We start from the raw sequence: 13,528 nt of genomic DNA, 5'->3' as shown, positions 1-13,528 counted from the left end.
GCCGATCCGCCGGACAACCATTGAAACTGTTTTACGATCCTCCCGGCCGCCTCTGTCTGCCGGCCGCAAACAGATTTTCAGGGACCATTGATGAACCCCAGACATTTCTCACTCTCCCAGTACCGGCAGGAGTGGTTCGGCAATGTGCGCGCCGACACGCTTTCCGGCCTTGTCGTCGCCATGGCGCTCATTCCCGAAGCCATTGCCTTTTCCATCATCGCCGGCGTCGACCCCAAGGTCGGCCTGTTCGCGTCTTTCTCGATCGCCGTCATCATCGCCTTTGTCGGCGGCCGGCCCGGGATGATTTCCGCCGCGACGGCGGCAACGGCCGTGCTGATGACCCCGCTGGTCGCCGGCCACGGGCTGGAATATCTGCTGGCGGCCACCGTGCTGGCCGGCGTCATTCAGGTTGTTTTCGGCCTCTTGAAACTCGGCGCCCTCATGCGTTTCGTCTCGCGCTCGGTGATGACCGGTTTTGTCAACGCGCTGGCGATCCTGATCTTCATGGCGCAATTGCCGGAACTGACGGACGTGACCTTCATGACCTATGTGCTGGTCGCAGGCGCGCTGGCGATCATCTACCTCCTGCCGCGCGTCACCAATGCCGTCCCCTCCCCGCTCGTCGCCATCGTCGTCATCACCGTGTTGACCATGATCTTCCAGTTCGACGTGCGCAATGTCGGCGACATGGGCGAACTGCCGGATGCTTTTCCGGTCTTCCATCTGCCGATGGTGCCGCTGACGCTTGAAACGCTGATGATCATCCTGCCCTATTCGCTGGCGGTGGCCGTCGTTGGCCTCCTGGAAAGCCTGATGACGGCGCAGCTGATCGACGATCTGACGGATACACGCTCCAACCGCAACCAGGAATGCGCCGGCCAGGGCATCGCCAATTTCTGCACCGGCTTCATCGGCGGCATGGCCGGCTGCGCCATGATCGGCCAGTCGATGATCAACGTGAAATCCGGCGGGCGCGGACGGTTTTCGACCTTCATTGCCGGCGTCGTTCTTCTCATCCTCGTCGTCGTGCTGGACCAGTGGGTGCGCCAGATCCCGATGCCGGCGCTCGTCGCCGTGATGATCATGGTTTCGATCGGCACCTTCTCCTGGTCATCGATCAAGAACCTGAAGGACCACCCGCGCTCTTCGTCCGTCGTCATGATCTCGGTCGTCGCCGTCGTCGTCGCCACGCACAATCTCGCGATCGGGGTGCTGGTCGGCGTGCTTCTCTCCGGTATTTTCTTCGCCTGGAAGATCGCCCAGCTCTTCGGCGTGCGCTCCGAGCTTTCCGAGGACGGAACAGCGCGGACCTATCATGTCGAAGGCCAGCTCTTTTTCGCCTCGGTGGAGGATTTCAACGCCGCCTTCGATTTCCGCGAAGCGCTGGAGAAGGTCGTCATCGATGTCTCGCGCGCCCACATTTGGGATATATCAAGCGTCGGAGCGCTCGATATGGTAGTGATGAAATTCAGGCGCGAGGGCGCCGAGGTCGAGATCGTCGGCCTCAATGAGGCGAGCGCGACCATTGTCGACCGGCTTGCCGTACACGACAAGCCCGACGCGCTCGAAGACTTCATGAAAGAGGGGCATTAGGGAGATCAATCATGGATAAGTTGACAGCCTTTATCGATAGTTCGAACTATGCCGAAAGCGTATGCGATCACGCTGCCTGGATTGCCGGCCAGCTCGGCCTTTCCGTGGAGCTCGTTCATGTGCTGGAGCGCAAGCAAGGCCATCATGCGCCGGCCGACCTTTCCGGCTCCATCGGCCTTGGCGCCCGCACCGCGCTGCTTGAGGAACTCGCGGAACTCGATGCCCAGAACGCCAAGGTGGCGCAGAAACGCGGACGCCTGCTGCTCGAAGGCGCGCTCGAGCGGCTCGCTGCCGAGGGCGTAACCGAGGTCAAGACCCGGCTGCGCAACGGCGATTTCGTCGAGGCGGTCGAAGATGTCGGTGCGGATTCCCGCGTGATCGTCATCGGCAAGCGCGGCGAAGGGGCGGATTTTGCATCCGGTCATCTCGGCTCCAACCTGGAGCGCGCCGTCCGGTCCGCAAAGCAGCCGGTTTTCGTCGCCGCCCGCGCCTTCAAACCGATCCACAAGGTTCTGGTCGCCTATGACGGCGGCCCGAGCGCCGACAAGGCGGTGGAGCGCGTGATCGGCAGCCGCATCCTCAAGGAAACGGACGCGACGCTTCTGACCGTCTGCAAGGAAGGCGATCCCATGGCCGGGAAGGCCGGGACCGCGCTGAAGCGGTTGCAGGATGCGGGCGTGACGGCGAAGCTCGTCATGCGCCCGGGCCATGCGGAAAAGGTCATCGAGGATGTGACGGCCGAGATTGGCGCCGACCTTCTGGTCATGGGCGCCTACGGGCATTCGCGAATCCGCGCGCTCGTCATCGGTTCGACCACAACGGCGGTCTTGCGCGCCTGCAAGATTCCCGTCTTCCTGGTGCGCTGACGCGCAGATCGCCATATATCGCCGACACGAAAAACCCTCCGGAACGCACGCTCCGGAGGGTACTTTTCTTTCGCGGTCGCTGGTGACCGGTCGCGCGAAGCGAAATCAGGCGGCGCTGAGGTTTTCAGCGGCGCTCTTGCCGGTGCGGCGATCGGCGACGACTTCGAAGTTGACCTTCTGGCCTTCGGCCAGGGTGGTCATGCCGGAGCGCTCAACGGCAGAAATGTGAACGAAAACGTCCTTGCCGCCGTCTTCCGGTTCGATAAAGCCGTAGCCCTTGGTGGAGTTGAAGAATTTTACAGTGCCGACGCTCATAACGATTTCCTTTCAAATCGTGCGTTCCAAGATCACATGATATCCATCATGCAGTGTCGTTCGATTTTGATAGGAAGACCGTTTCCAGCACTTTCGCGCAGACGTAACTTAGCAAACCAATTCGATGGGACTTTTGTTACGCGACAATCATGACCGGAGCAAGACGCTAAATTTTTATTTTTCGGTACGGTTCCCGCCGCGTATTGCATCGCCGCCGGCGTTTGTCGCGACGGAGCCCGGACAAAAAAAGCCCTCCGTCCGGGAGGAAGGACAGAGGGCGATGCGGATTTTTCGCGTTGAGGCGGGGCCTTCATACCCTCGCGTCACCGACTTCTTTCGGGGTCTGCCGGCTGCCTCGCTCCTGCGAAGCGGCGGACCCGCGCGCGGCTTCTTACTTTGCAGCCTTGCGGGCAACCCGGCGGATGTCCTCGCGGTTGATGCCGAGATCGGCCAGTTCGCGGTTGTTCATGCGGTTCAGTTCGCTGACCGTCTGACGATACTTCATCCAGTTGTTGAAGCTATGTGCCATGCTCATATCATATCTCCCTTCGCTTGAAGGTCTCGGCGCCGCATCCGCGCGACGCATCTCTGTTCCTGACAGTGCGAGATATAGAGGCTTGCACCGCTGTGAGGCAGAGGGTTTGCGTCAACAGTCCTATGCATTCAATGCAAAGCTTGAAACGTCCGCCTCAAATTTGACCAGAAAACCGGCACTGCAGCCGGCGGCGTTCATCGACTGGCGACAGCGCAAAAAAATAGCGCTCACCGGGGGAGGAGGATCCGGTGAGCGCCATTTGATGTGGCCGGTGACTGGGAGGAGGAGGAGTATCACCGACCTATCGAAGGGCATTTTGGGAGGAGGAGGAGAATGCCCTTCGAATTCCTGTAATTCTTATGCTGCGCCTAGAATGCGGCCCGGCGTGCGATGCGGCGGATATCTTCGCGATTGATGCCGAGGTCGGACAGTTCGCGGGTCGACATGCGATCCAGTTCACTCACGGTGCGGCGGTATTTCATCCAGTTGTTGAAGCTGCGGGTCACGTTCATGTGTCTATCTCTTCGGTCGGGCGTCGTTTCTGAGGGACGCTCATCATCCTGTGTTGACCCTGATATAATCGTTTCAGTCCGATTGAGGCAGACCTTTTTGAGCAATGCCCCTATGCAAAAAACGCAAGGCTTGCGCAGCACATGCCGCCGTGCCGTCTGCCCGCGAGAGCAGGTCCCCGAAGGCGGGTCCGGGCGGGACCACCGAACGGCCCCGCCTTCGCTGCAGTGTCTGCAACGCCTACCGCGGCGACGCCAGCGCCCGGGCAATGCCGCGCACTTCCGAAAGGCCGCGCAGGCGGCCGATCAGCGGATAGCCCGGATTGGTCTTGCGCGACTGATCGTCGAGGATGGCGTGCCCGTGGTCCGGCCGGAAGGGAAGCTGGACGCCCCTGGCCTTCTCGACGTCGAGTGCCGCCCTGACCACGGCGACCATATCGACATCGCCTTCAAGATGCGGTGCCTCGTGGAAGCTCAAACCGTCTTCCTCGCGCTTGGTGGCCCGCAGGTGCAGGAAATGCACTCGCTCGCCGTGCCTTTTCAGCATCGCCGGCAGGTCGTTGTCCGCCCGCACGCCGTAGGAGCCGGTGCAGAAGGTAAAGCCATTGGCAAGGCTCGGCACGCGTGCGGCGATCCGGTCCATGTCCTCAACGGTGGAAACGACGCGGGGCAGGCCGAAGAGCGGACGCGGAGGATCGTCGGGATGGATCGCCATCACGGCGCCCGCGTCTTCCGCCATCGGCACCACGATTTCGAGAAAGCGGGAGAGCTGTTCGGCGAGCGCTTCGGCATCGATCGCATCGTAGCGGGCAAGCTGGGCGCGGAAATCGTCCAGCGAATAGCTTTCCTCCGCGCCCGGAAGGCCGGCCAGCACGGTGCCCGTGAGCTTGGCGATGGCATCTTCGGAAAGCGCCTTGAAACGGGCCTCGGCCTTTTCAATCACGTCTGCGGGATAATCGGCTTCCGCACCCTTGCGACGCAGAATGAAAAGGTCGAAGGCCACATAGAGCAGATAGTCGAACCGCAGCGCCAGCGCGCCGTCATCCAGCGGATAGGTCAGGTCCGTGCGCGTCCAGTCCAGCACGGGCATGAAATTGTAGCAGATCGTCTTCACGCCCTCGCGCGCAAGGTTTTGCGCGGAACGGCCCCAGGTCTCGGCCAGCTTCTCCCATCCGGGTTCGGCCGTCTTGATCTTCTCGTGAACGGGAATGCTCTCGACCACGGACCAGGTGAGACCGGCTGCGGCAATCATGTCGCGCCGCTCGGCGATCTTGTCGCGCTCCCACTCGACGCCGTTCGGCAGCTCGTGCAGCGCGGTGACAATATCGGTCGCGCCCGTCTGGCGCACCTCGGCCAGGGAAATCGGATCATTGGGTCCGAACCAGCGCCAGCTTTCCTTCATCGTATTCTCCTGTCATTTTCAAAAGCAGTCCGGGAACGCCGCGTGCGGGGAAGCCGGAGGCGCGCGTTCCTGACGGCCAGAACTGTTGATTGGGACGCCTTTCGGCACCGGAGGCAACTAACCCACGATCCGTCCCAGTTCGTGCGAGCCGAACACGTAGCCGTCGAAAGCCGGGTCATCGACATCCGAGAGCTCCATCAGGGTCTCCCGCACATTCTGAAGATGGGTCCACATCGCCTGGCGTGCGCGCGCCGCATCCTTTTTCTGCAGCGCCTGCAGAATCTCCTGATGGTCCTGAAGCCAGCGGCGGCGATAATCCGTGTCGAACACGCGGGTATGAAGCTGCGCCCACATGCGGCTCTTCTTGCGCTTGCCCCAAAGTTCATCGAGAAGATCGACGAGCACCGCATTCTGCGTGGCAACGGCGATCAGCCGGTGGAAGAGCTCGTCCGCCTCATAGCCGTCATCGGTCCCCTTCTCGATCGCCTCGCGCTCCATGTCGAGCGCCTCGCGCATCCTGCGGATATCGGCCATGGAGACCATTTCCGCGGCAAAGGCGGCAATGGTCGATTCCAGAAGCTGACGGGCCTGCAACAGTTCGAACGGGCCGAAATCATCCGGCAGGTCCTCCAGCCGCGGTTCATTCTGCTCGATACCCTGCGGCGGCGTCGCCAGATAGATGCCGGACCCTTTGCGCACGTCGACCAGGCCTTCGAGCTCCAGCGTGATCACGGCCTCGCGCACCAGAGAGCGGCTGACGCCCAGCTCCTCGGCCATCTGACGTTCCGTCTTCAGGCGATCGCCCGGCTTGTAATCAGAATGCGCGATCAGGTCGCGAATTTCAGCGGCCACCTCCTGATAGCGACGTTTTACTGTTTCTCCCATTCTTCAACCTCCTCTGCGGCGACCGCCCGATAGAACTCCTGCAGCACAGCGAAGGATTTTTTCCTGGTGACCTTGTCTGCAGCAACCAGACCCTTTCTGTTGAAGCCGCGCTGGAAGATGCCCTGCCGGCGTTCCGTCCTGAAATCATAGAGAATCCAGGGCGACATGCCCTTCACGAAATCAAGGTCTCGCAGCGTGCTGATCTGTCTTTCGTAGACTTCCGCCTGGTAGTCCTCTGAAAAGAGTCCCGCTTTCGGCCCTTTCTCGGTGATATCCGCATCGGCGCCGGTCTCGGAGATGACGACGGGCCGGTCGGGCCGGGAATTGGCCAGGATTTTCGGCAGTTCGGAGAAATCCTCGTCATACCAGCCGTAATATTCATTGATACCGATGATATCGAGATGAGCGGCAAGCCGGTCCTCGATCTTCAGCTTCGCATGATTGACGAGGCAGGCGGCCGCGATCAGCCGGGTCGGGTCCTCCGCGCGCGCCGTTTCGGCAAGGCCTTTCATAAAGGCCAGCCGCGCATCGGTATCGGCGTTTTCGTTGCCCACGGACCAGATCACGACACTGGCGCGGTTGCGGTCGCGGCGGATGAGTTCCATGAGCTGGTTCCGCGCATCCCGCTCGGTTGCCGGATTGGCGAAATCGATCGCCCAGTAGACCGGGATCTCCGCCCAGACCAGAAGGCCGGCCTCATCGGCCAGCTCCACCGCGCGCTCGTGATGGGGATAATGCGCAAGCCGCACGAAATTGCAGCCCATTTCTTTCGCATCGGCATAGCGCCGGCGCAGGTCGTCTTCGGTGACGACCTTTCCAAGTTTCGCATCGTCCTCATGCACCGAGATGCCGCGCAGCCAGAGCGGCTTGCCGTTCAGCAGGAGTTCGCGGCCCTTGCGGACAATCGTACGAAAGCCGACGCGATCATTCACCCGATCTTGGCCCGCCATAACGGTCACGTCGTAAAGCTTTGGCTTATCCGGCGACCAGAGGATCGGCCCGGCCTCGATGACGCTCTCGCCCTTGCCGTCCGTCAGAGGAATATTTTCCTTAATGCCCAGCTCGGGTATGGAGACCGTTGCCGTGTCGGCGCCTTCCGCCTCGACGTGAACCCGCAGCGCGTTGTTGCGGCTTTCCGGATCGAGATAGATGAAGAAGTCGCGGATCAGGCTTTCCGGCGTCTCGACCAGCGAGACCTCCCGGTAGACGCCGCCGTAATTGAACCAGTCGGTATTGCGCATCGGCACGCGATCCGTGGTACGCACATTGTTGACGCAGAGCATCAGCCAGTTGCGGCCATCCTTCAACTGATCGGTCAGTTCGGCGAAGAAGGGCGTCGAGCCGCCATAGTGATTGCCAATGAATGCGCCGTTCAGAAACACCTTGCAGTCATACTGCGCCGCTCCGACGCGCAGAAAGGTGCGCTTGCCGGGCTTCGGCGAAAAATCAACGGCGCGCGTGTACCAGGCGCTGCCTTCGAAAAAATACCATTTCTCCTTCAGCATCTGCCAGCAGGAGGGCACGGGCACGGTCTCGCCCATATAGGGGTCGTAGTCCCAGGGCTCGTCGCGGTCCTCCGGCGCGGCCGGCTCCATGGCAAACCATTTCTGGCGCAGGCCTGTGTCCAGGAGGTCGACACAGAAATTCCAGTCGCCATTGAGCGAGACCTGCTCGCGGTCGCCCATGAAGATCATCGTGGTGTGGTTGAGGTTCTGCGGATTGAAGGGACGGTCATAGTCCTCGTCATGCAGCGCCTGCAGCGCATTTTCCGCCAGTTCTGATCGCTCGAGCATGGTGAACCTCCACCGGTACCTGTCAAATTGCCTGAACCGGCCGGCCACCCGGGGCGGCCGACCAATTTGTCAAACGACTTAGTTGTCGCTGTAGTTGGCGCCTTCAGCCTGGATACGGTCGACCAGGTCGGCGACAGCCGGAGAGCTGCCCTTGACTTCGTCATACATCGGCTGAACGGCCTCGATGAAGGGCGCCTTGTCGACGGTGTTGACCGTCACGCCCATTTCCTCAATCTCGCCCATCGTCTTGGAAACGATCGCGTCCCACTGCTCGCGGTGGAACTGCATGGCCTCGCCGGCGGCCTCGCGGAAGGCGGCCTTGTCGTCATCGGACATGGAATCCCAGGCGCAGTTCGAGATCACCACGACCGAGGGGATCATGGTGTGTTCGTCGAGCGAGAAATAGTCCGCCACTTCGCCGTGACGCACGGTGGTGAGCGCGGTCGGGTTGTTTTCCGCGCCGTCGACCACGCCCTGCTGCAGGGCGCTGTAAAGTTCGCCATAGGCGAGCGGCGTCGGGCTGCCGCCGAGAAGCTCGACCATGCGGATCGCCGAGGGGCTCGGCTGAACGCGGATCTTCATGCCCTGGAGGTCGGCCGGGGTGTTGATCGGCTTGTTGCCGTAGAATGAGCGCGCGCCTTCGATCAGGAAGGCGATGCCCTGAAAGCCCTTGTCATGGGACGCATCCAGGATTTCCTGGCCGATCTCGCCGGTCAGCACATCAAACTGATGGTCTTCGCTGAGGAAGAGATAGGGCAGGTTCAGCGCCGAATAGGTCGGTTCGAAGGCTTCGAGTTCGCTGGCATTGCTCTTGGCCATGTCGAGCACGCAGCTCTGGACGAGCTCCATCGATTCGCGCTGATTGCCCAGCTGGCCGTTCGGGAAGACCTGGATGTCCCAGGCGCCGTCGGTCAGCTCGGAGAGGCGATCGCCCATGAATTCCATGGAGATGTGCAGTGGATGGTCCGGCGGGTTGTTGTGGTTGAGGCGAAGCGTGCGCGCCTCGGCGGTTGCGGCAAAGGCGACAGCGGCGACGCCCGTCATCAAAGCGACTTTGGAAAAGATCTTCATATCTTCCTCCCGGCACCCGTTCGTTTGAGGAGAGGTTATCGGACCGCCGCAGAGTGCCTTGTTGCAGCGGATGCGTTTATGGTTGACCAAATTATTTTATGTGTCAACCAAAATAGATAAATTGGTTGACCAATTTTTTGTTTTGGTTCATGCTCCGACCATCAGCCAAAGGTATCGACCACAGGGCTGCGCAAAGAACTCACTCAAGGGAGGGTCGGATGTCCGAACAAGGAAAACCCGACACGATCAGCCGTCTCGTCGACGGCCTTGCCAATATGATCGACGCCGTCCTGCGCGTCATTATCGTCGCCGGCTTCTCCGGCATGGTCGTCTGCGTGGTGTGGCAGGTGATGAGCCGCTACATCCTGCGCGCGCCGTCCATCTATACCGACGAAATCGCCCGTTTCCTGTTCATTTGGATGGCGCTGATCGGCGGCGCCTACACCTTCGGCAAGGGCCGCCACCTCGCCATCGAGATCCTGGCGCCGGCGCTTTCGGGCTGGCGCAAGCAGCTTGCCCAGCTTCTGGTTGTCGCCGTCATCGCCTTCTTTGCCATCGCGGTCATGATCAATGGCGGCGGCGCGCTCGTTGGCCGCACGCTTGCAAACGGCCAGGTCTCGCCCGCGCTGCAAATGCCGATGGGCTACATCTACGTCGCCATTCCGGTCTCCGGCGCCGTCATTCTCTTCTACTGCCTGCAGATGGCGATCCGCCTTTTCCACGGCAAGACGCCCGTTGAAGCCGCGCCCGCCGAAGCCGGCGGACCTCTGAACTAAGGGGAGTTCCTTTCATGCTTATGTCCTACGCCCCGCTGGTCCTGTTCGGCAGTTTCATCCTGCTGATGGTGCTCGGCGTTCCGATCGCCTTCGCCATCGGCGTTTCGGCTGCCGTCACCTTCGCGCTCTTCGTCGGCATCGACCAGTCCTTCTTCATCGTCGCCCAGCAGATGTCCTCGGGCCTCGACAGCTTCACCCTTCTAGCTATCCCCTTCTTTATCCTGGCCGGCAACATCATGAACCGCGGCGGCATCGCCCGCCGGCTCATCGATTTCGCAAAAGTGCTCGGCTTTGCCCTGCCCGGCTCGCTCGCCCATGTGAACGTGCTCGCCAACATGATGTTCGGCGCGCTTTCGGGTTCCGCCGTGGCCTCCGCTGCGGCGGTCGGCGGCGTCATGGCGCCGCTGCAGAAGAAGGAAGGCTATGACCCGGCCTATTCGGCTGCCGTCAACATCTCCTCCTGCACCACCGGCCTTCTCATCCCGCCGAGCTCGACCTTCATCGTCTTCTCGCTGATTTCCGGCGGCACCTCGGTCGCGGCCCTCTTCGTGGCCGGTTATGTGCCCGGAATCCTGATGGGCGTCGGCATCATGATCGTCGCCGGCATCATCGCCAAGAAGCGCGGCTATCCGACCCAGCCGCGTCCGACCGCCGGCGAATTCGTCAGGAAGGGCCTCGACGCGCTCCTGCCGCTTGGCCTGATCGTCGTCGTCATGGGCGGCATCATCGGCGGCATCTTCACCGCGACCGAAGCCTCGGCGATTGCCGTCGTCTACACCCTGCTTCTGGCCTTCGTCTGGTATCGCGAGACCTCGCTCAAGCAGCTTCCCTCGATCATCCTCGAATCGGCGATCACCACAGCCGTGGTGCTGCTGATGATCGGCTGCTCGATCGCCATGTCGCGCGCCATGGCCTTCGGTAACATCCCGAACATGATCTCGGATTTCATGCTCGACCTCTCCGACAACCCGATCATGATCCTCTTGATACTGAACGTCGTCCTTCTGGTTGTCGGCACCTTCATGGACATGACGCCGGCGCTTCTGATCTTCACCCCGATCCTGATGCCGGTGGTTCAGCAGCTCGGCATGGACCCCGTCCAGTTCGGCGTGATGATGACCCTCAACCTCTGCGTCGGCATCTGCACGCCACCTGTCGGATCAGCCCTCTTCATCGGCTGCTCGGTCGGCGACACCACGATCCCGAAGGTGATCAAGCCTCTGATCCCCTTCTTCCTGACCCTGATCGCGGTCCTGATGCTCGTCACCTACGTCCCTGCAATCAGCCTCGGCCTGCCGCGCCTGCTTCTGGGCTACGGCGGCTAACGAAACGGGAATACGAATATGCGTACCCTCAAATCCTGGGCGCTCGACGCGCGTGACGCCAATGGCGTCACGCTCACCGTCGACGGCTCCCACACCCTGCAAATCACCGTTCTCGAAGAAGCGCTCTTCCGCATCTCTCTGAAGAAGTCCGGCGACTGGCGGCTTGACCGAACCTGGTCGATCGCGCCGGCAGAGGATGTGCCCTTCGAAGGTCGCGCCCGCGACGATCTTTCCGGCTTCTCCCTGCCTGAATTTTCCTGTACCGAAGGCGAAGCGCTCACCCTCGAGACCGCCACCCTCAGGCTCACCGTCGAAAACCCGCTGACCATGCGCTGGGACGCGAGACAGGCTGACGGCACATGGAAGCTGGTGGCCGAAGAGCGCCCCACCGGCGCCTACATGCTCGGCATCCGCGACCACCGCAACAGCCACTTCCTGCTCAGAAAACCCGGCGAGAAGGTCTACGGCCTCGGCGAGAAGGCGGGCGATCTCGAACGCTCCGGCCGCCGCTACGAGATGCGCAATCTCGACGCCATGGGCTATAACGCCAGGACCACCGATCCGCTCTACAAGCACCTGCCCGTCACCTTCACCGTGACGCCGGATGCAGGCGCCTTTTCGGTCTTCTACGACAATCTTGCCTCCTGCTGGTTCGATCTCGGCAACGAGTTCGACAACTACCACAAGCCCTTCCGCGCCTACCGCGCGCTCGATGGCGATCTCGACTACTATTTCGCCTGGGCGCCGGAAATGCTGGACCTGGTGAAGGGCCACACACGGCTGACCGGCGGCACGGCCTTCATGCCGCGCTGGGCGCTCGGCTATTCCGGCTCGACCATGGCCTATACTGATCGGCCCAATGCGCAGGAAGAGCTGGAAGGTTTCCTCACCAGGCTCGCCGAGCACGATATCCCCTGCGACAGTTTCCAGATGTCCTCCGGCTATACCTCGATCGGCCCGAAGCGCTACGTCTTCAACTGGAATTATGAAAAGTTCCCGGATGTCGAGGGCATGACGAAAAAGTTCGCGGATGCGGAACTGACGCTGATTGCCAATATCAAGCCGGCGCTTTTGCAGGACCACCCGCGCTTCAACGAGGCGCTCGACGCCGGCCTGTTCATCACCGACAGCGAGACGAACTCCTATGCGGATGCCGTCTACTGGGACGACAGCGGCGCCCATCTCGATTTCACCAATCCGGCCTCCGTGGCCTGGTGGCAGAAGGGTGTCACCGAGCAGCTCCTGAAAAAGGGCATTGCCTGCACCTGGAACGACAATAACGAGTATGAAATCTGGGATGACGAGGCCCGCTGCAACGGCTTCGGCAAGGAAATCCCGGTCGCGCTGATCCGTCCGCTGCATTCGCTTCTGATGAGCCGCGCCTCGAAAGAAGCACAGGAAGCATTCGATCCCGATCACCGCCAATATCTGATCTCGCGCGCTGGATGCCCGGGCATCCAGCGCTACGCGCAGACCTGGTCGGGCGACAATTACACGCGCTGGGAAACGGTGCGCTACAATATCCGCATGGGTCTCTCCATGTCGCTCTCCGGCATCTACAATGTCGGCCACGACGTCGGCGGCTTTTCCGGCCCGAAGCCGGAGCCGGAACTCTTCGTCCGCTGGGTCCAGAACGGCATTTTCCACCCGCGCTTCACCATCCATTCGTGGAATGATGACGGCACGGCCAATGAGGCCTGGATGTATCCGGAGGTCCTGCCGCTCATCCGCGCGGCGCTTGCCTTCCGCTACCGGCTGACGCCCTATCTCTACACGCTGACCTGGCTAGCGACGACCATGCACGAGCCGATGCTGCGGCCGACCTTCCTCGACCACCCGCACGATCCCCGGACATTCGAGGAAACCGATGACTTCATGCTTGGCCGCGATCTCCTGGTCGCCAATGTCGTCGACGAGGGCGCTGCCGAGCGAACGGTCTATCTGCCGAAGAATGAAACCGGATGGTGGGACTTCTGGTCGGGCGAATATCATGCGCCCGGAACGGAGGTGAGGCTGCCGGTTAACCTTGCCAGCATGCCGCTTTTTGTCCGCGCCGGTGCGGTGATCCCGCTCTCGGACGGCGCAAACCGCACCAATGCCGGGGCCGACACGGCCCGCACGCTCGCCGTCTTTACTGTTCCCGGCCGCTTCGAAGCGACATCGGTGGAATATGAAGATGACGGCGACACGGTGACCTGGCGCGAGGCCGCAGGCCACAGCCTGACGCATTACGCCCTTTCCGGCGATGACGCCGGTCTTACCCTCAACTGGCAGCATGAAGGCGACTACAAGCCGCCCTACGAGACTGTCCGCATACTCCTGCCCGAAGGCGAAGGACGCAAGATTGCCGCAAATGGCATGGCCGATGCCAACGGCAAGACTGTCGGCCGCTGACCGGCGCTTCGGGAGAGCTCAGGCTCTCCCGCTTTTTTTTCACACACCCCATTGCCGTCGGCGC

12 protein-coding genes and 1 other annotated feature (1 of these 13 cut by a window edge) are annotated in these 13,528 nt (G+C 61.5%); of the genes, 5 read left to right on the top strand and 7 right to left on the bottom strand.

Annotated elements, in window-relative coordinates:
* Positions 1–19: a sequence feature (sul1 is cis-regulatory element that is thought to sense ions involved in sulfur or methionine metabolism; They are found in Alphaproteobacteria), on the top strand (it extends 37 nt beyond the left edge of the window).
* A gap of 71 nt (positions 20–90) precedes the next feature.
* Positions 91–1,593, top strand: coding sequence for a SulP family inorganic anion transporter (locus JET14_RS02405; RefSeq protein ID WP_200336637.1), 1,503 nt, complete (start codon positions 91–93; stop codon positions 1,591–1,593).
* Between the two features lie 11 nt (positions 1,594–1,604).
* Complete coding sequence (locus JET14_RS02400; protein ID WP_200336636.1) at positions 1,605–2,459, top strand: universal stress protein; 855 nt, start codon at positions 1,605–1,607, stop codon at positions 2,457–2,459.
* A gap of 105 nt (positions 2,460–2,564) precedes the next feature.
* Here JET14_RS02400 and JET14_RS02395 read toward each other — a convergent pair whose 3' ends face one another.
* The 7 genes from JET14_RS02395 to JET14_RS02365 form a co-directional block, all read right to left on the bottom strand.
* Complete coding sequence (locus tag JET14_RS02395; RefSeq protein ID WP_024707768.1) at positions 2,565–2,774, bottom strand: cold-shock protein; 210 nt, start codon at positions 2,772–2,774, stop codon at positions 2,565–2,567.
* Between the two features lie 391 nt (positions 2,775–3,165).
* On the bottom strand, positions 3,166–3,309 hold the full coding sequence (locus JET14_RS02390) for a DUF1127 domain-containing protein (protein ID WP_183491246.1): 144 nt from the start codon (positions 3,307–3,309) through the stop codon (positions 3,166–3,168).
* A gap of 368 nt (positions 3,310–3,677) precedes the next feature.
* A complete protein-coding gene (locus JET14_RS02385; protein WP_081725756.1) occupies positions 3,678–3,821 on the bottom strand; it encodes a DUF1127 domain-containing protein in 144 nt (47 codons plus the stop codon).
* A 238-nt stretch (positions 3,822–4,059) separates the two neighbouring features.
* Entirely contained in the window at positions 4,060–5,220 is a 1,161-nt protein-coding gene (gene uxuA, locus JET14_RS02380; protein ID WP_200336635.1) for a mannonate dehydratase, read from the bottom strand.
* Between the two features lie 117 nt (positions 5,221–5,337).
* The gene (locus JET14_RS02375; protein WP_024707766.1) at positions 5,338–6,105 is read right to left on the bottom strand and encodes an FCD domain-containing protein; all 768 of its coding nucleotides are present in this window, start codon (positions 6,103–6,105) and stop codon (positions 5,338–5,340) included.
* Entirely contained in the window at positions 6,090–7,898 is a 1,809-nt protein-coding gene (locus tag JET14_RS02370) for a glycoside hydrolase family 2 protein (protein WP_200336634.1), read from the bottom strand. Before JET14_RS02370 ends, JET14_RS02375 begins: the two co-directional genes overlap by 16 nt.
* Positions 7,899–7,976: 78 nt before the next feature.
* Positions 7,977–8,969, bottom strand: coding sequence for a TRAP transporter substrate-binding protein (locus tag JET14_RS02365; protein ID WP_081725755.1), 993 nt, complete (start codon positions 8,967–8,969; stop codon positions 7,977–7,979).
* Positions 8,970–9,187: 218 nt separating this feature from the next.
* Here JET14_RS02365 and JET14_RS02360 point away from each other — a divergent pair, with 218 nt between their 5' ends.
* The 3 genes from JET14_RS02360 to JET14_RS02350 are packed head-to-tail and all read left to right on the top strand — an operon-like array spanning position 9,188 to position 13,464.
* Positions 9,188–9,745, top strand: coding sequence for a TRAP transporter small permease (locus JET14_RS02360; RefSeq protein WP_200336633.1), 558 nt, complete (start codon positions 9,188–9,190; stop codon positions 9,743–9,745).
* A gap of 14 nt (positions 9,746–9,759) precedes the next feature.
* Positions 9,760–11,070 (top strand): TRAP transporter large permease, encoded by a 1,311-nt coding sequence (locus JET14_RS02355; protein WP_200336632.1) that lies wholly within the window; start codon positions 9,760–9,762, stop codon positions 11,068–11,070.
* A gap of 18 nt (positions 11,071–11,088) precedes the next feature.
* Entirely contained in the window at positions 11,089–13,464 is a 2,376-nt protein-coding gene (locus tag JET14_RS02350) for a glycoside hydrolase family 31 protein (RefSeq protein WP_200336631.1), read from the top strand.
* Positions 13,465–13,528 lie beyond the last annotated feature (64 nt).

The sequence above is a fragment of the Martelella lutilitoris genome (genome assembly GCF_016598595.1).
Lineage (GTDB): Bacteria > Pseudomonadota > Alphaproteobacteria > Rhizobiales > Rhizobiaceae > Martelella > Martelella lutilitoris_A.
This window is presented reverse-complemented; position numbering and strand designations above follow the sequence as displayed.

What these genes read in the sequence shown, in the direction of transcription:
- JET14_RS02390 (WP_183491246.1), bottom strand. Translation starts at nt 3,309, where the DNA reads ATGAGCATGGCACATAGCTTCAACAACTGGATGAAGTATCGTCAGACG.
- JET14_RS02395 (WP_024707768.1), bottom strand. Translation starts at nt 2,774, where the DNA reads ATGAGCGTCGGCACTGTAAAATTCTTCAACTCCACCAAGGGCTACGGC.
- JET14_RS02400 (WP_200336636.1), top strand. Translation starts at nt 1,605, where the DNA reads ATGGATAAGTTGACAGCCTTTATCGATAGTTCGAACTATGCCGAAAGC.
- uxuA (WP_200336635.1), bottom strand. Translation starts at nt 5,220, where the DNA reads ATGAAGGAAAGCTGGCGCTGGTTCGGACCCAATGATCCGATTTCCCTG.
- JET14_RS02350 (WP_200336631.1), top strand. Translation starts at nt 11,089, where the DNA reads ATGCGTACCCTCAAATCCTGGGCGCTCGACGCGCGTGACGCCAATGGC.
- JET14_RS02385 (WP_081725756.1), bottom strand. Translation starts at nt 3,821, where the DNA reads ATGAACGTGACCCGCAGCTTCAACAACTGGATGAAATACCGCCGCACC.
- JET14_RS02370 (WP_200336634.1), bottom strand. Translation starts at nt 7,898, where the DNA reads ATGCTCGAGCGATCAGAACTGGCGGAAAATGCGCTGCAGGCGCTGCAT.
- JET14_RS02405 (WP_200336637.1), top strand. Translation starts at nt 91, where the DNA reads ATGAACCCCAGACATTTCTCACTCTCCCAGTACCGGCAGGAGTGGTTC.
- JET14_RS02355 (WP_200336632.1), top strand. Translation starts at nt 9,760, where the DNA reads ATGCTTATGTCCTACGCCCCGCTGGTCCTGTTCGGCAGTTTCATCCTG.
- JET14_RS02365 (WP_081725755.1), bottom strand. Translation starts at nt 8,969, where the DNA reads ATGAAGATCTTTTCCAAAGTCGCTTTGATGACGGGCGTCGCCGCTGTC.
- JET14_RS02375 (WP_024707766.1), bottom strand. Translation starts at nt 6,105, where the DNA reads ATGGGAGAAACAGTAAAACGTCGCTATCAGGAGGTGGCCGCTGAAATT.
- JET14_RS02360 (WP_200336633.1), top strand. Translation starts at nt 9,188, where the DNA reads ATGTCCGAACAAGGAAAACCCGACACGATCAGCCGTCTCGTCGACGGC.